General features: G+C 44.4%; 17 protein-coding genes. 12 read left to right on the forward strand and 5 right to left on the reverse strand.

Features of this window, described 5'->3' with window-relative positions:
• The first annotated feature begins 8 nt into the window (after nt 1–8).
• The 7 genes from ACT3QP_RS03440 to ACT3QP_RS03470 all read left to right on the forward strand — a co-directional run bounded on the left by ACT3QP_RS03440 (nt 9) and on the right by ACT3QP_RS03470 (nt 6,513).
• Nucleotides 9–845: a bifunctional allantoicase/(S)-ureidoglycine aminohydrolase gene (locus ACT3QP_RS03440; protein WP_192518847.1), complete on the forward strand. Its 837-nt coding sequence runs from the start codon at nt 9–11 to the stop codon at nt 843–845.
• 75 nt (nt 846–920) lie between these two features.
• A complete protein-coding gene (locus ACT3QP_RS03445) occupies nt 921–1,457 on the forward strand; it encodes an ureidoglycolate lyase (protein ID WP_226945097.1) in 537 nt (178 codons plus the stop codon).
• Nucleotides 1,458–1,858: 401 nt separating this feature from the next.
• Nucleotides 1,859–2,134, forward strand: a complete 276-nt coding sequence (locus ACT3QP_RS03450; protein WP_192518849.1) for a Trp family transcriptional regulator — start codon at nt 1,859–1,861, stop codon at nt 2,132–2,134.
• A gap of 260 nt (nt 2,135–2,394) precedes the next feature.
• Complete coding sequence (locus ACT3QP_RS03455) at nt 2,395–3,813, forward strand: anthranilate synthase component I family protein (protein WP_192518850.1); 1,419 nt, start codon at nt 2,395–2,397, stop codon at nt 3,811–3,813.
• 72 nt (nt 3,814–3,885) lie between these two features.
• The gene (locus ACT3QP_RS03460) at nt 3,886–4,533 is read left to right on the forward strand and encodes an anthranilate synthase component II (protein ID WP_192518851.1); all 648 of its coding nucleotides are present in this window, start codon (nt 3,886–3,888) and stop codon (nt 4,531–4,533) included.
• An 18-nt stretch (nt 4,534–4,551) separates the two neighbouring features.
• On the forward strand, nt 4,552–5,325 hold the full coding sequence (locus ACT3QP_RS03465) for a lysozyme inhibitor LprI family protein (RefSeq protein WP_442072905.1): 774 nt from the start codon (nt 4,552–4,554) through the stop codon (nt 5,323–5,325).
• 249 nt (nt 5,326–5,574) lie between these two features.
• Nucleotides 5,575–6,513 (forward strand): DMT family transporter, encoded by a 939-nt coding sequence (locus ACT3QP_RS03470; protein ID WP_192518853.1) that lies wholly within the window; start codon nt 5,575–5,577, stop codon nt 6,511–6,513.
• A 174-nt stretch (nt 6,514–6,687) separates the two neighbouring features.
• Here the strand turns inward: ACT3QP_RS03470 and ACT3QP_RS03475 are convergent, their stop codons facing one another.
• From ACT3QP_RS03475 to ACT3QP_RS03490, 4 genes are all read right to left on the reverse strand, one after another.
• Nucleotides 6,688–7,434: an amino acid ABC transporter ATP-binding protein gene (locus ACT3QP_RS03475; protein ID WP_192518854.1), complete on the reverse strand. Its 747-nt coding sequence runs from the start codon at nt 7,432–7,434 to the stop codon at nt 6,688–6,690.
• A gap of 123 nt (nt 7,435–7,557) precedes the next feature.
• Nucleotides 7,558–8,286 carry an amino acid ABC transporter permease gene (locus tag ACT3QP_RS03480; protein ID WP_442060603.1) on the reverse strand — a complete coding sequence of 243 codons (729 nt, stop codon included), beginning with the start codon at nt 8,284–8,286 and terminating at the stop codon, nt 7,558–7,560.
• 29 nt (nt 8,287–8,315) lie between these two features.
• Nucleotides 8,316–9,152 (reverse strand): amino acid ABC transporter substrate-binding protein, encoded by an 837-nt coding sequence (locus ACT3QP_RS03485; protein ID WP_192518855.1) that lies wholly within the window; start codon nt 9,150–9,152, stop codon nt 8,316–8,318.
• Nucleotides 9,153–9,468: 316 nt separating this feature from the next.
• On the reverse strand, nt 9,469–10,233 hold the full coding sequence (locus ACT3QP_RS03490) for a UTRA domain-containing protein (RefSeq protein ID WP_192518856.1): 765 nt from the start codon (nt 10,231–10,233) through the stop codon (nt 9,469–9,471).
• 297 nt (nt 10,234–10,530) lie between these two features.
• Here ACT3QP_RS03490 and hutU point away from each other — a divergent pair, with 297 nt between their 5' ends.
• The 5 genes from hutU (at nt 10,531) to hutI (ending at nt 17,844) form a co-directional block, all read left to right on the forward strand.
• Nucleotides 10,531–12,240, forward strand: coding sequence for a urocanate hydratase (gene hutU, locus ACT3QP_RS03495; protein ID WP_444524476.1), 1,710 nt, complete (start codon nt 10,531–10,533; stop codon nt 12,238–12,240).
• A gap of 70 nt (nt 12,241–12,310) precedes the next feature.
• Nucleotides 12,311–13,672: a YjiH family protein gene (locus tag ACT3QP_RS03500; protein WP_087814300.1), complete on the forward strand. Its 1,362-nt coding sequence runs from the start codon at nt 12,311–12,313 to the stop codon at nt 13,670–13,672.
• Between the two features lie 119 nt (nt 13,673–13,791).
• Nucleotides 13,792–15,354, forward strand: coding sequence for a histidine ammonia-lyase (hutH, locus tag ACT3QP_RS03505; protein WP_087814299.1), 1,563 nt, complete (start codon nt 13,792–13,794; stop codon nt 15,352–15,354).
• A 27-nt stretch (nt 15,355–15,381) separates the two neighbouring features.
• Entirely contained in the window at nt 15,382–16,416 is a 1,035-nt protein-coding gene (hutG, locus tag ACT3QP_RS03510; protein WP_192518858.1) for a formimidoylglutamase, read from the forward strand.
• Between the two features lie 117 nt (nt 16,417–16,533).
• Nucleotides 16,534–17,844: an imidazolonepropionase gene (gene hutI / locus ACT3QP_RS03515; RefSeq protein WP_192518859.1), complete on the forward strand. Its 1,311-nt coding sequence runs from the start codon at nt 16,534–16,536 to the stop codon at nt 17,842–17,844.
• Nucleotides 17,845–18,106: 262 nt separating this feature from the next.
• Here the strand turns inward: hutI and ACT3QP_RS03520 are convergent, their stop codons facing one another.
• Nucleotides 18,107–18,688, reverse strand: coding sequence for a PepSY domain-containing protein (locus tag ACT3QP_RS03520; RefSeq protein ID WP_192518860.1), 582 nt, complete (start codon nt 18,686–18,688; stop codon nt 18,107–18,109).
• Nucleotides 18,689–19,005 lie beyond the last annotated feature (317 nt).

Below are 19,005 nucleotides of genomic sequence, written 5' to 3' on the forward strand. Positions count from 1 at the left end.
ATGAAAAAATGTCAACAAAAAGTACTTATTACGCGCCAACTGGCGGATTACCTCCGCAAACACAACTACTATCCGATCGTGCTATCTTTACCGAAGCTTATGCCATTATTCCCAAACGTGTATTAACCGACATTGTAATTAGCTATCTGCCATTTTGGGAAGGTATGCGCATGTGGGTGATTGCCCGTCCTTTATCTGGCTTTTCAGAAACCTTCTCACAATACATCGTGGAAGTAGCACCAAATGGCGGCTCTGATAAGCCTGAACTAGACATGAAAGCCGAAGCCGTATTGTTTGTCGTTGAAGGTGAAATGGATATTACCATTGAAGGCGAAGCGCATCACCTGGAAGCTGGTGGCTATGCCTTCTTACCGCCAGCATGTAAATGGACGGTGAAAAATAATAGCGATAAGCACGTTAAGTTTCATTGGATTCGCAAAGCGTATCAGTTTGTAGATGGTATTGATGCACCTGAGCCTTTTGTCACAAGCGATCACGATGTCGATGCTATTGAGATGCCAGACACAGGTGGCGTATGGGCAACCACTCGATTTACCGAGCAATCTGATATGCGTCACGACATGCATGTAAATATCGTCACGTTCCAGCCTGGTGGCGTGATCCCATTTGATGAAACGCATGTGATGGAGCATGGTCTGTATGTACTAGAAGGTAAAGCCGTCTATCACTTAAACGGTGAATGGGTCGAAGTAGAGGCAGGTGATTTTATGTGGTTACGCGCATTTTGCCCACAATCTTGTTACGCTGGTGGACCTGGTCCATTTAGATATCTACTCTATAAAGACGTGAATAGACATATGCCATTTATTCGCCCAGAACGATAAGCCGTCTAGAATATAGTCGATGCTAAGTAAAAAAATACCAAGTAAAAGAGATACACGAGATTATAAGGCAAAGTCATGAGTACTCTTATGAAGACTACAATCGTTGCAAAACCTTTAACCAAAGCTGGTTTTGCACCCTACGGCACCGTTATCGAACCCTATGACAAGGATCAGCAAACGCCTGAAAACAGCTACCATATCAATAAAGGCTATGCGTGTCGTCATCACGCCATCGCTGAAGCTAAGCTCGATGGTGGTAACGTGGGCATGAGTATCTTCCGTGCCAAAAAACGTGATTTCCCTATCGTATTATCCGTGATGGAATATCATCCATTTGGTACGCAGGCATTTTTTTCGATGAATGCTCAGGACTATATCGTGGTCGTTGCACCTGCAGGAGAGCCACCAAAATCTGCTGAGGATTTGACGGTGTTTTATGCCAAATCGCATCAAGGCGTACAGTATGATGCCAATGTCTGGCATCATCCACTACTCGCACTTGGGCGCGACTCTGATTTTTTGGTCATTGATCGTATCAATGGTGAAGGTCAGAATTGCTATGAGCTCGATATAGAGGATTGGCAAGTGCAAGTTGATCTGGCTTCGGAATAGTTTCAGACAGTACTAGGGTGTGTCCTCATTTTAAAAATGGTGATAAAAATTAGATAAATTGCAGTCAAACAAGGAAAATAGCGCAGATAATATCGAGATATTAGTCAGCTATTTGACGCCGTTTGGCAAGATTTAGCCATTTTTAACCCATTTAGATAACTATCGATTGAATTGAGGACATGCCCTAATAATAGGTGATAGCAAGACTAGCTAATAGCCATTAGCTGGTTTTTTCATTTGTTGCAGATTAGGGTGCATTACCGGTAAGCAAAAAATCGCTAAACAAAAAACTTTCTATGAGCTGCCTTGTTTTTCATGTACTATTATACTAGAATACTGAAACAAGATTAAGGCTAAAATCAGCAAGACAGCCATCTACCCTTTTATGAAGATTAAATACTATGAGTACTGATCCCTATTCAAGTTTACTGAAGCATTTAGCGAATTGTAGTGACAGCGATGATATGGCAGAACTATTCCGTGCCCTACTGACGGATAAAGAGCAGCTTGAGATTGCCAACCGTATTCGTATTTTTGATGCTTTAGATCGTGGCATCACTCAACGTGAAATCTCTGAACAGTTAGGCGTCGGTATCGCCACTGTCTCTCGCGGTGCTAAAGCCATACAAAGTCATGATATCAGTGCGCTACTAGCGACACTTAGACAAGACACTTAATACAGTCAATTCACTATACCTGACACAATACTCTCAACATTCTTTTTATTTTTAGCTAGGGCGTCTCATCAATTAGATTATCAGGCTTAAAATAAGAAAAATTGTAGATAAACAAGGAAGAAATTGCCGTTAATATGAATATATTGACAAAATTTCTGACGATGTTTAGCAAAATTTAGCCATTTTAAGACCATTAAATGTATTAATGTGCTAATTGATGACACGCTCTAATACATATTTGAACTATTCCGGACTTTGTTATGACCTTTCCTACACTACTGCACGGCCAACCTACGGCGATTGATATTCCTAGCAAACCACAGCGTATTAAGCTCACTCAAGATATTGACTTTTTTGCGTTATTCAAACGTATAGAAAGCACTTTTGATACCTGCTACCTACTCGAATCTTTAGGTGAAGACAGCCATATCTCACGTCATCATGCCATTGGGTTCAATCCAGTCATGACCATCGCTGCCATCGATCGCAACACCCTTGCCATCACCGATAACAAAACTGCTGAAACAAACCACTACCAAACCGAAAACCCATATCAACTATTGCGTGAGATTACCCCGCAACACGTTATCGCTCGTGACCAGAGCGGTGGTTTGGTCGGCTATCTAGGCTATGACAGTGTGAATTTTTTTGAGCCCAGCCTCACTGCAAAGTCTAGCGACGATTTTGAACCGTTTAAGTTTGGCGTATATTTAGATGGATTAACGCTCGACAAGATGACGGGCGAAATTTTCTATTTTTATTATCCGACCGATCAGCAAGAAAACCGTATCGAGCACATCAAAGCGTTACTTGATACACCTACTCCAAGTTGTGAAAATCCAACGGTTGAGTTTTTAGGTGACGGCATGAGCCAAGAGGAACATGCGAAAGCGGTAATGCAGGTCAAAGAAGATATTATTGCCGGACGTATCTTTCAGTGCGAGGTAGGGTTTAAGTCTAAATATCGTATCGCTGGTGACAAGATGCCCATTTATGAAAAGCTGCGTAGCGTCAACCCATCACCGCACATGTACTTTATGAAGTTTGACCAGCAGTGCATCATCGGCGCTTCACCCGAATTATTGTTTCGCTTGCGTCAAGGTGAAATGGAAACCTACCCGCTTGCCGGCACTGCCAAGCGCGGCGTCGATGTGATCGAAGACCGTAAGCTTGCCCGCGCACTGCTTAACGACGAAAAAGAGATTGCCGAACATAACATGCTGGTCGACTTGCATCGTAATGATATTGGTCGTGTAGCACGATTTGGCACAGTAAAGGTACGTAACCTAATGGACATCAAACGCTTCTCGCACGTGCAGCATATATCGTCTGAGATTGTCGGAATTTTACATCCCAACGAAGACATGTTTAGCGCCCTTGCCAGTAACTTCCCCGCAGGCACATTGTCTGGGGCACCAAAGGTTGAAGCCATTAAAGTCATTAATGAGTTAGAGCCAGATGGTCGCGGTGCTTATGGCGGCGCGCTCGGTTCATTCAATTTCAATGGCGATTGTATCTTTGCCATTCCTATTCGCAGCTTGTTTATGAATGGTGAATCGGCTTATGCCCAAACCTGTGGCGGCAATGTATATGACTCCAATCCAGCCGATGAATACTTAGAGATTCAACGCAAACTGTCAGCGATGAAAGTCGTATTAGACAGCTTTATGTCGCTGTAGTTTGCAACTGCTGTAATTCATACCAGCCGTAATTCGCACACTGACCATATTTTATTAAAGAGTTTATGACCCATGAATGTTTTAATTATCGATAACTACGACTCGTTTACTTTTAATCTTTACCAATATATTGGGGAGATTTTACAAACCATGGACGGTGATGAAGAAGCAAACGTCATCGTTAAACGCAACAATGAAATTACACTGGCTGACGTGCAAGCGATGAATCTTGACCGTATCATTATATCACCAGGCCCTGGCGCACCTGATGATCCTGCCTACTTCGGTATTTGTGCTGAGGTCATCAAAGTCATGGGTAAGACGACGCCAATACTAGGTGTGTGCTTAGGCATGCAAGGCATCGCTCATGTGTTTGGCGGTGATGTGATACGTGCCAATGTACCGATGCATGGCAAAGTCTCAGCGATTCGTCACGATGGTGCGGGTGTCTATCAAGGATTACCACAAGCCATTGAAATCATGCGCTATCACTCATTGATGGTGAAAGCCAAGACACTGCCAGATTGCTTAACTGTCACCGCCGTCGTTGATAATGAGCAACATAGTGAGCATAGCCTAGCCAAATCAGCACTAGCAGGCGATGAAATCATGGGCTTACAACACAAAGACTATCCAATTCAAGGTGTGCAGTTTCATCCAGAATCATTCGCGACTGAAGGTGCCAAGCGTTTGCTCACTAATTTTTTAATGCAAATATAAAACAGGTATAAATTCGCTATGTTTGTCACATCACCTAATATAAAGCGCTCATTCACACGTATGACGGTGTTTGCTAGTCTGATGATAGTGGCTTCTTTCAGCTCGGCAGTGGCACCTATTGAGGCAAACTTTATATTGGGGATGGACATTCAGGGTCAACGTTTAAACCTCTATAGGGATTGCGAAGAAGGGAGCGTAACTTGCGACAATATGCTACTAGTTGCTCCTGATTTAGGGCGACTCTTGCAAACAAAACAGGTAGGCAAGAAACTCGATAATACGCCTTATCTCAATAATACGCCTTATTCTGTCAAGCTTTATGCAGCCAAAACCAAGCACAGTGTGTGTAAAGATGGTGTGACTCCTTGTAGGTTTCAGGGTTATGTCTTTGAGGGTAAAGACTTTAACGGATTTATCGATCCATCAAACCATGAAATATATATTGGCAGCAACAGTACCAGTGATGGCCATAATTTCTCCTACAAAGAAAATACCACTTATTTACCGTTAGCGTCACAAGCTGGGCTAATTGATGGTATCTACGAAACGTCTGATCAAGAAATAAACGGTAGCTATCATGACATACGACAAGAAGTCAGTCGGCTATATGGTGAAGAAATGGCAGCCGACTTGAAACAAGAACAAAAACAAAAACAAAAACAATGGATTAAACAGCGTTCAAAAGACTGCGGTGCAAACGCATCACATCAGCCAAGAACCCAAGCAGAGAAAGTGTGCTTTATTCAGCAAAACAACACCCGAGAACAAGCATGGTTTTTGTGGATTGATTAGCCCTACCTAAATCTTATCAGTTCGATGCCTTATTCCGACTATACTCGTCATTAATGCCTGCTTTGTATTTTCACACGCCATAGCATTTCCGAGCGACTCAGTAATATTTTCATGATAAACTCAAACAAAAGACAGTCTAATTATAGGCTGTCTTTTGTTTGTTCAGTATTGCTTAGCACATTTGAACAGCGGGCAATCTTACACAAGGTTGTATCATTCAGATAATAATAAGAAAACAATAGGGCGAACATGGATAAAGCAATCCCATCATCAAAGTCATGGATAGGCATCATTCAAATCATCACAGCTGCTGTTTGCTGGGGTACATTAGGAATATTTTCTACTTACCTTAATCAAATTGGCTTTAGTGGATGGCAGACAACTATTTTACGCATCGTAACCGCTGCGCTGCTTGTGCTCGTCATGCTACCAAAACTATGGCCGCATTTAATTAAACTGCGACCCAAGCAATGGATTGGATTGGCATTTCAGTCTTTGATAGGCGTGCTTGGCATGTCGTTATGTTATTTCTTTGCCGTTATCTACGTCGGTGCAGGCCCCGCTGTCGCACTGCTCTATACTGCACCCGTTTTTAGCTTGTTATTTTCGACGCTTTTGCTCAATGAATCTATTACTCGTCAATCAGCCCTACTGGCTCTAATGGCAGTGTTTGGCGTTGGATTGACGATGTTAGGTGAGCAAGCACAGGTCAACTGGGGTATTGTCTTGGGGCTATTGTCAGGAATGTGCTACTCATTATATGGCGTGCTGGGCAAACGAGCGATGCATAATGCTCACCCTGCCCCGTTAGTGTTTTTTACCTCGATTATTATCAGTGCTGGTGTGTTGCTATTATTACCAGAGACTTATCGTACTTATGAGCAGCTACTAAGCCTACCACTACCGACTTGGGGCTATGTCTTAGGGCTGTCTTTACTAGGAACTGTCGTACCATTTGCGCTGTATATGAAAGCATTAGAAAAGCTGCCTGCCTCTCGCGCATCCGTATTTACGATTTTTGAGCCGTTGACAGCCATTGCTCTTGCGACCATATTGCTACATCAATCATTGTCATTGATTCAATATGTGGGTGTGGTATTAATTCTACTAGCCGCTTTATTTAATGCCATGCTGAACGGTACTGCCACTCGCGTACCACGTTGGCTAAAAAAACGGCAAAAGGTATAAAACTCTGTTGTAATGGACAAAACTCTTGATATGTTTATAAAAAAAGCCCCAACCATGACAACATGATTGGGGCTTTTTATTGTTTAAGTCTGTATATTGCTCAGGGCGGTATATTGCTTAAGGCTTCATATTACTCAGAGCTTCACTTTGACAATAGAAGCTCACTTTTTAGCTTTATTGCTTCTCGATACGCTGTAAAAACGCCTGCGTACGTGGATGCGTTGATAGCTCAAACATCTGCTCAGCGCTGCCTTCTTCGACCACATGACCATCTTCGATTAATACCACATGGTCTGCGACATCACGGGCAAAGTTGACTTCGTGAGTTACCACAACCATGGTCCAGCCTTCCGATGCCAATTGCTTCATCGTCTCAAGGACATCTTGCACCAGCTCTGGATCAAGCGCCGAGGTTGGCTCATCGAACAACAGTAATGATGGCTCAATAGCCAGCGCACGAGCAATACCGATACGCTGCTGCTGACCACCAGATAGCTGAAACGGATAGAGATCCGCTTTGTCTGACAGACCCACTTTCTCTAGTAAAACTAAAGCCTGTTCACGGGCTTGCGCTTTGGTTTGACCTTGAACCACTGTCGGTCCAAGCATTAGGTTTTCGATAGCTGTCTTATGTGGAAATAAATTATAAGACTGAAAAACCATGCCTGATTTGCGCTGCAGAGCCAATAAGGTTTTTTTCTTAGGCTTAGTAGCAAAGTCGACGCTCAAGCTATTGTCATCAAAAGCAATCACACCTTGATCAGGAATCTCCAGCGCATTTAAACAACGTAAAAATGTCGTCTTACCTGACCCTGAAGGTCCTAATATTACGATCACTTTGCCTTTATTGATCGTCAAGTCGATGCCTTTTAGCACCTGATTGCCACCAAAAGCTTTATGAATATTAGTGACTTTGATCATAAAAATTCCTGTTGTACTGATCTTTATTTGCGACTGTTTATTCTGAATCGCTTGTATGACTGATGGCTAATCCATCATTACTTACTAACAAGCACTTATTAATAATCGTTTATTAGCCATCAATTATTTTGCCACGTAGCGATCCAGTCGGGTTTCAAGTTTGCCTTGAATAAAGGTCAAGAACAAACAGATACCCCAATAAATAATCGCCGCTTCAGTATAAACCAGCATAAACTCATAGTTGCGTGCCGTAATGATTTGCGCTTGTTTAAACAGCTCAGTGACGAGTACCAATGATGCCAAAGAGGTGTCTTTTACCAAACTGATAAACGTATTGGATAACGGTGGAACAGATACCCGAAGCGCTTGTGGCAAAATAACGTGACGAAAGGTTTGCAGATACGTCAGACCAACCGTCGATCCTGCTTCCCATTGCCCTTTTGGTATCGATAAAATCGAGGCACGCACCGTCTCTGATGCATAAGCGCCGATATTTAGCGAAAAAGCAATAATTGCTGACGGAAAAGGATCGAGCTTTACTCCGACACTTGGTAGACCATAGAAAATAATAAATAGCTGAACCAACATCGGTGTACCACGAATCGCAGACACATAGATACGAGCCAGTCTATAGATAACCTCATGGAACACACCAGTACGCGGCACGATACGAATCAGCGCCACTGTCAGTGCAATGACTATACCAATCGTAAATGAGATCAACGCCAGTGGTATCGAATAGTAGATACCACCTTTGAGCATTGGCCAAAACGATGAGATGACAATCTGTGCCCGATCAGCACTCATAAATGGCAGTGCTGCCAAAAAATCTGCTAACCATGAGGCTGACATGACAGACGCCGGTATGATAGACACTGACATTACTTTTTCTGACTTATATCAGCACCAAAGAACTCTTCGCTAAGCTTGGTCAAGGTACCATCAGCGGCCAACGCTTCCATCGCATCATTTAGTTTTTCCACGACTGCGTCATCGCCTTTGATCAATACCAAACCTGAGCCACGTAGCTCACTAGCAGGAGCCGTCAGTTTAATCTCCATGTTTGAATCTGGGAATTTTTTGAGGTAGTCCAATACTGCTAGATTGTCATTCATGGTAAAGTCAGCACGATCTTGTTTGACCAACTGAATGGCCTGCGCCATGCCATCGACAGGGACGATTTCTGTTTCATACTTCTCTGCCATCTCGCCATAGTTACTACTTAATGATTGAGCCGTACGCAACCCTTTTAAACTTTCCCACGAGCTATAACGGTCGTCATCAGTCGGTGCTAGAACTACCGCACCTGACCAGCTATAAGGACTGGCTTTATCATACTTTGCTTTGCGCTCAGGCGTGGTCAAACTAACTTGGTTAGCCACCATATCGAAGCGTCCTGAATCCAAACCTGCCAGCATAGCATCCCATTGGGTTTCTTTGAACTCGACGTCTACGCCTAGTTTATCTGCTACTGCACGCGTTACTTCAACATCATAACCCGTTAGTTTTCCGCTCTCATCATGGTACGTGAACGGAGGATAAGTACCCTCTGTACCAACGTTGATGGTACCACCATTGTTGATACGTTGTAGCAAATCAGAACCGCCCGTTGCGGTACTGTCAGTCGCACTGGTATCAGCTTCGTTGGTAGTAGATTGACCGCAGGCAGCAAGCAACATAGTGCTGGCAGCTAGGGCTAATAGATTGCGACGTTTCATGGGGTTTCCTTCCGCGAATAGATGAATAAATACTCAACATACAGCAAGTAGAGGCTAGTAACAAACTAAAATCGCTGAAATATACGCGTGGTTTATGTGTCACGCTTCTCATTGCTCGGTAAATTTATTGTATTTTCTTGTGGCTGCAAGTTTTGAGGGCAAATGATGTATTTTTCAATACTGTTTCTCTATTATTTTTTAAATTTCAAAGCATATTCAGATGTTATTGCTGTTCAATAAATATCAGCTTATCGATATAGCCCCTGACTTTAGACAAGAAAATGTAAAAAATCAGTGGGCATACGTAAGGTGACCATCATAAATCGCCTGAAAACTGATAGCGTTCACCCGCATGCCACATCTTCACAAAGGTGACTACTTGACCTGCCGAGTAGGTTTGGCGGCACAATACCAGTGTTGGTGACTGCGAGGCAATTTGTAAAAAATCAGCAATGTCATCAGGAGCAGCCAATGCTTGAATAGTATAACTGCCGCGCTCTAGTGGACTCTTAGCAATTAAGTAATCACTGGTATTGACGACGCTAAAATCTTGCTCAATAAATTTTGGTACTTTATTGGCATCAACCCAACGCTCTTCAAACTGTATGGGCTGGCCGTCAGCAAAATGGATGATTTTGACCTCATATAGTACCGGTATTTCTAGTGCTGGTGTTTCATTGAGCACCTTGCCCTCACGACCATTTGGTACGGCAATATCAAACTTATCACGCATCGCATCGTCTAGCATATCAGCCGTAATAGCACGCTTACTCACCACCTTTGCCTCATAATCACGATTGGCAGATTTTAAATCCTCAGCGATGTTGCGCACCTCGACAAACGTATGATTAAACTGCTGCTGTGCGACAAACGTCCCTGACCCCTGCCGACGCTCTAGTACCCGCTCCTCGCTCAGCTCTTTTAGCGCGCGGTTCACCGTCATGCGCGACACCCCAAACTCCTCAGCCAGTGCCATTTCTGTCGAAATCGCGTTACCTGCTTGCCATTTACCCGAGTGTATATTGTCTAATATAGCGTTTTTTATGCGTTGATACGCCGGAATCGTCTTTGTCATGGCCATCTTTCACTGTTGTCTTTAATCCTAATAATGTCGACATAATATCATGAGACTGCAGCGCAATTCTCAATCGGAACCTACCTACACAACATATTTTTCAGATCAATAACAAAAATAATTGCCTCACAAATAAAAAGTACTTGCATGAAAAAATAATCTTTGATAATTTGTATATACAACTTTACGACAGTATCAATAACCCAGCTCATATAGCAATTAGCCAAGTGTATTTATAGACTGAGCGTAAACCACTTATTTTCATTGCTCTAGCACCTTAAAATATTTCACAAGGATTTGACCATGACTACTGATAGCAATAGCAAAAAACCTACTCGCCGTGATGAGAGCCGCGAAATCGCCGCGCCCACTGGCAGTACCCTACATTGCAAAAGCTGGCTGACCGAAGCGCCCTATCGCATGCTGCAAAACAATCTGCATCCTGATGTGGCCGAAAACCCTAAAAGCCTAGTGGTGTACGGTGGTATTGGACGCGCAGCCCGCAACTGGGAAAGCTATGATCAAATTCTAGAGTCGCTAAAAGTGTTAGAAGACGATGAGACCTTATTGGTACAGTCAGGCAAACCAGTTGGCGTGTTTCAGACACATGAAAACGCACCGCGCGTATTGATTGCCAACTCTAACCTTGTGCCGCGCTGGGCCACGTGGGAGCACTTTAACGAGCTTGATCGTAAAGACCTACTCATGTATGGCCAGATGACAGCAGGTAGCTGGATTTATATTGGCACGCAAGGCATTGTACAGGGGACTTACGAGACTTTTGTAGAAGCGGGTCGTCAGCATTATGATGGTAGCTGGGCAGGACGTTGGATTTTGACTGCTGGTTTGGGCGGCATGGGCGGCGCGCAGCCACTTGCAGCTACTTTTGCAGGGGCAACGTCTCTTAACATCGAGTGTCAGCAGTCTAGTATCGATTTCCGTTTGCGTACCGGTTATGTCGACAAGCAAGCCGATGACCTCGACCACGCTTACGAGTTAATCAAACAGCATACCGACGCGGGTGAAGCGATTTCTATCGCCCTACTTGGTAATGCCGCAGATATCTTGCCTGAAATGGTCAAGCGTGCCAATGCTGGTGGCATGAAGCCTGACTTGGTGACCGACCAAACCTCAGCTCACGATTTAATCAACGGCTACTTGCCAGTTGGCTGGACAGTTGATGACTGGAGAGCAGCACAAGAAGATCCAGATCAACATGCAGCACTGACCAAAGCAGCAGCACACTCTTGCGCGGTACATGTACAAGCTATTTTAGATCTGCAAGCGATGGACATTCCGGCCACTGATTATGGCAACAACATTCGTCAGGTGGCTTTTGATGAAGGCGTTAAAGATGCCTTTAATTTCCCAGGTTTTGTCCCTGCGTATATTCGTCCGCTGTTCTGCCAAGGTAAAGGCCCATTCCGCTGGGTGGCGTTATCGGGTGACCCAGAAGACATCTACAAAACCGATCAAAAAATCAAAGAACTGTTCCCTGAAAATACCCATGTTCATCGCTGGTTAGACATGGCAAAAGAGCGTATTCAGTTTCAAGGACTGCCTGCTCGTATTTGCTGGTTAGGATTGGGCGAGCGTGACAAAGCAGGTTTAGCTTTCAATGAAATGGTCAAAAACGGCGAGCTAAAAGGCCCTATCGTCATTGGTCGTGACCATTTAGACACAGGCTCTGTTGCCAGTCCAAACCGCGAAACAGAAAGCATGAAAGATGGCTCAGATGCCGTGTCTGATTGGGCATTATTGAATGGCATGCTCAACGTAGCAGGCGGTGCCACTTGGGTGTCGCTACATCATGGCGGCGGCGTTGGCATGGGCTACTCGCAGCACTCAGGTATGGTCATTGTCGCAGATGGCACTGATGCCGCTGCCAAACGCTTGGCACGAGTACTTGTCAACGATTGCGGCTCAGGGGTTATGCGTCATGCCGATGCAGGCTATGAGCTGGCGATCAAAACAGCCAAAGACTATGGTCTAAATTTGCCGATGGTTAAGTAGCATACCCTTTATCCTTATAAGTGATTACTTGACATAAGGATATCATCGACATTTTATCAAGGAGGATAATATGATTGAGCAAAATACGACACTAAATCTCAAGGATGCAGCAGCGACACCAACTGAAGCACTACTGTCTAAACCTATAGCGTTACTGCAATTGATAGTCTTTAGTGCTATCGGTTTGGTCATGTTCTTTGTGCCATTTACCATTGGTGAGAAAAGCACGATTTTGTTCGATCATGGGGCAACTTATCTGGTCAATCAGCAGCATACATTGTCTGTGATGTTATTATTTTTATTGATGATCTTTGGGGTAAGCAAGCCATTTATAGACGGCTCATGGCGTAAAAATATCACCCACATGATTATGACTGCTTTTAAAATCATTGGTCTGATACTGGCAGTAATGTATGTGGCTGACGTAGCGCCTGCCTTTATGATGGAAAAGGACATGCTGCCGTTTTTGTTTGAAAAACTGGCATTACCAGTCGGTATGATTGTACCGCTTGGGGCATTAATTTTAGCATTTTTGGTGGGTTTTGGTTTGCTCGAGATGGTCGGTGTGCTCATGCAGCCGATCATGAAACCTATCTGGAAAACCCCAGGTTCATCAGCGATTGATGCTGTCGCATCCTTTGTTGGTAGCTACTCTATCGGGCTGCTCATTACTAATCGCGTGTATTTGCAAAAGCAATATTCAGCGCGCGAAGCCATTATCATTGCGACTGGATTTTCGACCGTATCAGCGGCATTTATGGTCATTGTTGCCAAAACGCTTGGTCTGATGGAGTTTTGGAACCTGTTTTTTTGGTCTACGCTAGTGATTACCTTTATCGTTACTGCGATTACTGCTCGTATTCCACCCATTAGCCTTGTAGATGATAGCGTTGAACGTCCCGCTTTAGACCATAAAAGTGGTACACGTTTGGCGGCAGCATTTGATTTGGGTTTGTCCACTTCGCGCCGTGCCACTGACCTAAAACAAATCTTATGGTCTAACTTTCGCGATGGGCTGACAATGGCAGCGGCGATTGTGCCTTCTATCATCGCGGTTGGCTTGACAGGATTGATATTAGCAAAGTATACGCCTGTATTCGATGCTTTAGGCTTGCTTCTTTATCCATTTACATGGCTTAGCGGCTTACCAGAGCCTCTGGTTGCCGCCAAAGGTATGTCAGCGGGATTGGCTGAAATGTTCTTGCCAGCACTGCTCCTCAGTGAGGCTGATATACTGACTCGCTATGTTGCAGGGGTCATCTCTATTAGCAGCGTGTTGTTTTTCTCTGCCATGATTCCTTGTGTGCTTGCCACTGAAATACCATTATCTGTCGGCAAAATGGTCATTATCTGGTTTGAGCGTGTGGTACTCAGTATTTTATTGGCTGCGGCATTCGGACATCTAGCCATGTACTTCAACTGGATTGGCTAAAAAAACAAATTTAATAACAAGTATTATGTTAACTAAAAACATTTAAAAAACGTCATTTCAACAAAGACATGAATCAAAAATAATATAACCCATATGTCTTACAATACTAGGATCACCCTATGAACGATATCAAAAAATTAACGCTACACCCTCGCCAGCTTAGCTTTAAGATGCTACGTGATATCTATGAGCAACCTGTCATATTGACATTACCTGAGAGTGCTTATAAAGCTATCGATGCCTCACACGAAGATGTGCGTACGATTATTGCTCGAGACAAAAGCGCTTATGGAATCAATACTGGTTTTGGCTTGTTAGCAAAGACGCGTATCAGTGATGATCAGCTTGAGCTACTTCAGCGCAATTTGATCGTTTCTCACTCAGTGGGTACTGGTGGAGCGTTACCAGACAGCGTCGTGCGACTGATTATGGTGATGAAAGTTGCCAGTTTGGCTCAAGGTGTCTCTGGTGTGCGTCGCGAGGTAGTAGATAGTCTACTGGCCTTAATCAATAATCAAATCACGCCAAATATTCCGGCAAAAGGGTCTGTTGGTGCTTCTGGTGATTTAGCGCCTTTATCACACATGACACTTGCAATGATGGGTGAAGGTGACGTGTTTGTCGCTGGCGAAAAAGTGCCTGCAGCAGAAGCTCTAGCTCAACATGGACTTGAGCCAATTACCCTAGCAGCCAAAGAAGGCCTCGCGCTTATCAATGGTACGCAAGTTTCAACCGCGCTAGCATTACGGGGTTATTTCTTAGCGCGTGATTTGCTTGAGACCGCCACCATCGTCGGCTCACTGTCGATTGATGCTGCCAAAGGATCGGACTCACCATTTGATGCGCGTATTCACGAAGTACGTGGCCATCATGGTCAAATTGAAATCGCCAAAGCACATCGTCAACTGATCAAAGGCAGTGCCATTCGTGCCTCACATGATGGCGAGCAAGACGATAGAGTTCAAGACCCTTACTGCTTGCGTTGTCAGCCGCAAGTCATGGGTGCCTGTCTTGATATCATCAATCAAGCAGGTAAAACGCTACTAATCGAATCCAATGCCGTCACTGACAATCCGCTAATTTTTAATAACGAAGATGGCCCAGTGGCTATATCAGGTGGTAACTTCCATGCTGAGCCAGTCGCTTTTGCCGCTGATATTTTAGCCTTGGCAATTGCCGAGATTGGTTCTATGTCTGAGCGCCGTGTGGCCTTACTTATCGATGCGACGCTGTCAGGTGGTCTGCCGCCATTCTTGGTTGATAACGCTGGGGTCAACTCAGGCTTTATGATCGCCCATGTGACAGCAGCGGCACTGGCTTCAGAAAACAAATCTATCGCCCATCCGGGTAGCGTCGATAGCATCCCAACCTCTGCCAACCAAGAAGATCATGTCTCCATGGCGACCTATTGCGCACGCCGCTTATACGAGATGGCGCAAAATACTGCCACCATTATCGGTATTGAGCTATTGGCTGCCGGTCAAGGGATTGATTTTCATCGCGGATTAGAGACATCAGAGCCGTTGACTGTGGCGCATCAGAAACTGCGCGAGAAAGTGACTTTCTATGATAAAGACCGCTACCTAGCGCCTGATATCGAAGCGGCCAAGCAATTGGTATTAGACGGTACGCTTGCTGAGCACTGGCAGTCATTACGTAGCAACTGGTACGAGTCTAAATAAGCGTTAGATAATAGAAGGGAATGAGCAATGGCCATTACGAAAATTAGCACAACCGTGAGTCACACAGCGGCTGACATGATGCTGTGGACTGGCCGTGCAGAGCCATTTGAGACGGCACGTGCCCGCTACTGGTATCAGCTCGTCCAGCCTTACGAGGATCAAAATATTGGGCTAATCGGCTTTGCATGTGATCAAGGGGTTAGGCGCAATCAAGGCCGCGTGGGTGCGCGAGCTGCCCCGCCGCTGATTCGCCGAGCGTTTGCGACGCTGCCAGTGATTGCGTCGTTGCAGACACGCTATGACAATCAACTGGCAACATTGCTAGGTGATGCAGGCGATATCTATTGTCATGACGATGATGACTTTGCTGCGCACACTCTTGAGCAAGCTCAGCTCGAATATGCGGATAAGGTGAGCGCTATCGTCAAACAAGGCGGCTTGCCCATTGGACTTGGTGGTGGTCATGCCATTGCGTACGGTAGCTTTTTAGGATTATGGCAGGCATTAAAAAACACAAACGATACCACTACCGCACCGACCATCGGCATTATTAATTTTGATGCGCATCTTGATATTCGTCAGTCGGATGTGGCGACCTCTGGTACACCTTTTCGGCAAATTGCTGAGCATTTATCAGCACATGAGCAGCCTTTTCACTATTGCTGTATTGGCGTCAGTCGGTTCTCTAACACGGCAGCGCTGTTTGACCGCGCTGAACAATTGGGTGTACAAGTCATTAGCGACGAGGACTGTCAGCAGCAGCCTTGGCAGGTACTTGCCGATCAGGTTATAAGCTTTATCAATCAGGTTGATGTGGTTTATCTAACCATTGATATGGATTGCTTGCCTGCCAGTGTTGTGCCCGGTGTGAGTGCCCCAGCAGCTTACGGTATTGAGCTTGGGTTTGTTGAGCGCATGGTAAAAACCATCATGGCTACAGGCAAAGTAAAAATGACCGACATTGCCGAGATTAATCCTAATTTTGATATTGATGGGCGCAGCTGCAAGGTCGCTGCTCGACTACTGGCAACTATGGTAGAGCAGCATTTACTAGTCATCTAGGTTTATTGTCCAAGCTCATCGTCTAGGTTCGTTGATTAAATTCATTGCTTAGCTTAGCTTTGCCCTCTCATCCCGACCAATAGACACCACTGGCGTCCAAACAATAAGGAGCACATTATGAATGATTTCAACAATACGACAGCAACCATATTCGATGATGCCACCATGGCATCGTTTCATCAAATTATCATCAATGCCAATCTTGCCACGTTTTCTGCCCATTACGGTTTTAATAGCAGTGACCATGTACCTTATGGACAACTGGAAGATGCTGCCATCGGTATTATTGATGACAAAATTGCGTGGATTGGCTCTAATAAACAAATAGCCGAGCACCTGTCACATTACTCAGCAGAGCAAATCAAAAATGCTCATGGCGGCTGGGTAACCCCCGGATTTATCGACTGCCATACCCATATCGTTTATGGTGGCAACCGCAGCAATGAGTTCGAGGCGCGCTTGCAAGGCGCTAGTTATCAAGACATTGCTGCACAAGGTGGCGGCATTGTCTCAACCGTTAGTGCAACCCGCGCCGCTAGTGTTGAGTCGTTGTTTGCACAAAGTGAAAAGCGCCTACTCGCACTCATAAAAGAAGGCGTGACCAGTATCGAAATCAAATCGGGCTACGGCTTAGATTTAGACACTGAGCGCAAAATGCTCATGGTTGCTCGCCAGCTTGGTGACAAACACAATATACATGTGAGCACAACGTATTTAGCGGCACATGCCCTACCACCTGAATACAAGTCTCACATGCAGGACCGCTCGGATGAATACATCGAGCAAGTGTGCGAGTGGCTACCTATTTTGCATTCAGAGGGTTTGATCGATGCGGTCGATGGCTTCTGTGAAAACATCGCCTTTAATACTGAGCAAATCAGACGCGTTTTTGAAGTGGCACGCTCATTAAATGTACCAGTCAAACTGCACTCTGAGCAATTATCTGACATAGGTGGTAGTGCCTTGGTTGCTGAGTATCAAGGGTTATCCAGCGACCATCTAGAGCATTTATCAGAAGATGATATCAAAAAAATGGCTGCCAGCAATACCGTAGCTGTGATACTACCTGGGGCGTTTTATACATTACGTGACACCAAATTGCCACCGATTGAGGCGCTACGCAAACATCAGGTGCCAATGGCGCTTTCTACCGACTGTAACCCTGGCACTTCACCGCTCACCTCGCTTTTGTTAACGATGAACATGGGCTGCACGCTATTTTACTTAACCACTGAAGAGGTTTTGGCAGGAATTACTGTTCACGCAGCACAAGCATTGGGGCTATCTAATAAAGGTAAAATAGAGGTCAGCTGTGATGCAGATTTGGCACTATGGGATATTGCCCGTCCTGCCGATTTGGCTTATCAGATGGGGCTAAACCCTATCCAATGCACTATGGTTCAAGGTAAGTGGCGCAAGACGGTGTAACCTTTCTACCTTTACCTATCACCATTAAAAAAGCCACTAGCTAGTATGTTCATCTGGTGGCTTTTAATTTATCTGGTTTGGATATTTCTACTAGGCCATGTCTTTATTTCAAAAATGGTGATAAAAATGAGATAAATTGCCGTCAAACAAGAAAAATAATGCAGATAATATCGCGATATTAACCCGCTATTTGACGATGTTTGGCAAGATTTAGCTATTTTTAGCCCATGTAGATGACTATCGGGTGAATTGAAGACATGCTCTAGCGCTTATATTTGTTGGCAAACGTCTCACCTGTATTGGCATCCACATTGATACCAACGATCTCATCGCCTTTCAGCAAGTCAACTTTGTAATACAAAGGGTGAGCATCATAGTCGCGATCTGCTTCAAACTCGACTTCTAATGTCATACCGCCTATTTTTTTCTCAGCGATACCTATCGCACTCATAATATTTACTTTCGTACGATGCTGTACGTTGTAGTCGTTAATATCGTCGCGATCTAATCGCTCAGTCTCAGTCCCAATGACTGCTCCCGTCATTGCATCCACTACTACTTCATAACTATCGCTAGCCGTGCTAAATTCTATTTCATATATGCCATTTTCTGTATCATCATCATCTTCGTCATAATCAGCCCCGATTAGCATACCGGATGCCTGTGCGGTTGCGATAGTAATCGCTTGCTTTAAACCAATCTTGGTCGCTTGTGCTGCTTTTACCTCAGTAGACAGACTGGTTTGAGCCGCCATTACAGTCGTGCTCATGACACCTGTAGTTAGGGCGAATGCTAGGCCAGCACCTAAAGTGGTCAATTGTATTTTTTTAGACAGTTTATTCATTAACTTATTTCCTTTACTTATCACTTACTTTTATAAGCCATTTTTATAGTGTACTGCTATAACCCAATGAAATAATCTCTTTTCATTATCGATAGCGTTTAATGCCATTAGCTATACACTTATGTTAACGAGATTTTCTACTTGCTATAGGATGAAAAAGTATCAAAGTGTAATCACACTGTTTGAATAACCAATCTAAATATAGTACTGATACAAGTATCTATGTTCGATGAGCAGGCGTATGGTGTCGATAAAAAAATACTGCATTTATCGTCTTAGGATAAATGCAGTATGGATGTTCTCAACACTTACGTGGA

This window comes from Psychrobacter sp. AOP7-B1-24, from assembly GCF_052376215.1.
Taxonomy (GTDB): domain Bacteria; phylum Pseudomonadota; class Gammaproteobacteria; order Pseudomonadales; family Moraxellaceae; genus Psychrobacter.

Bases quoted from the DNA above. Each gene is read 5' to 3' on its own strand.
- ACT3QP_RS03440 (WP_192518847.1), top strand. From the start codon at position 9: ATGTCAACAAAAAGTACTTATTACGCGCCAACTGGCGGATTACCTCCG.
- ACT3QP_RS03445 (WP_226945097.1), top strand. From the start codon at position 921: ATGAGTACTCTTATGAAGACTACAATCGTTGCAAAACCTTTAACCAAA.
- ACT3QP_RS03450 (WP_192518849.1), top strand. From the start codon at position 1,859: ATGAGTACTGATCCCTATTCAAGTTTACTGAAGCATTTAGCGAATTGT.
- ACT3QP_RS03455 (WP_192518850.1), top strand. From the start codon at position 2,395: ATGACCTTTCCTACACTACTGCACGGCCAACCTACGGCGATTGATATT.
- ACT3QP_RS03460 (WP_192518851.1), top strand. From the start codon at position 3,886: ATGAATGTTTTAATTATCGATAACTACGACTCGTTTACTTTTAATCTT.
- ACT3QP_RS03465 (WP_442072905.1), top strand. From the start codon at position 4,552: ATGTTTGTCACATCACCTAATATAAAGCGCTCATTCACACGTATGACG.
- ACT3QP_RS03470 (WP_192518853.1), top strand. From the start codon at position 5,575: ATGGATAAAGCAATCCCATCATCAAAGTCATGGATAGGCATCATTCAA.
- ACT3QP_RS03475 (WP_192518854.1), bottom strand. From the start codon at position 7,434: ATGATCAAAGTCACTAATATTCATAAAGCTTTTGGTGGCAATCAGGTG.
- ACT3QP_RS03480 (WP_442060603.1), bottom strand. From the start codon at position 8,286: ATGTCAGCCTCATGGTTAGCAGATTTTTTGGCAGCACTGCCATTTATG.
- ACT3QP_RS03485 (WP_192518855.1), bottom strand. From the start codon at position 9,152: ATGAAACGTCGCAATCTATTAGCCCTAGCTGCCAGCACTATGTTGCTT.
- ACT3QP_RS03490 (WP_192518856.1), bottom strand. From the start codon at position 10,233: ATGGCCATGACAAAGACGATTCCGGCGTATCAACGCATAAAAAACGCT.
- hutU (WP_444524476.1), top strand. From the start codon at position 10,531: ATGACTACTGATAGCAATAGCAAAAAACCTACTCGCCGTGATGAGAGC.
- ACT3QP_RS03500 (WP_087814300.1), top strand. From the start codon at position 12,311: ATGATTGAGCAAAATACGACACTAAATCTCAAGGATGCAGCAGCGACA.
- hutH (WP_087814299.1), top strand. From the start codon at position 13,792: ATGAACGATATCAAAAAATTAACGCTACACCCTCGCCAGCTTAGCTTT.
- hutG (WP_192518858.1), top strand. From the start codon at position 15,382: ATGGCCATTACGAAAATTAGCACAACCGTGAGTCACACAGCGGCTGAC.
- hutI (WP_192518859.1), top strand. From the start codon at position 16,534: ATGAATGATTTCAACAATACGACAGCAACCATATTCGATGATGCCACC.
- ACT3QP_RS03520 (WP_192518860.1), bottom strand. From the start codon at position 18,688: ATGAATAAACTGTCTAAAAAAATACAATTGACCACTTTAGGTGCTGGC.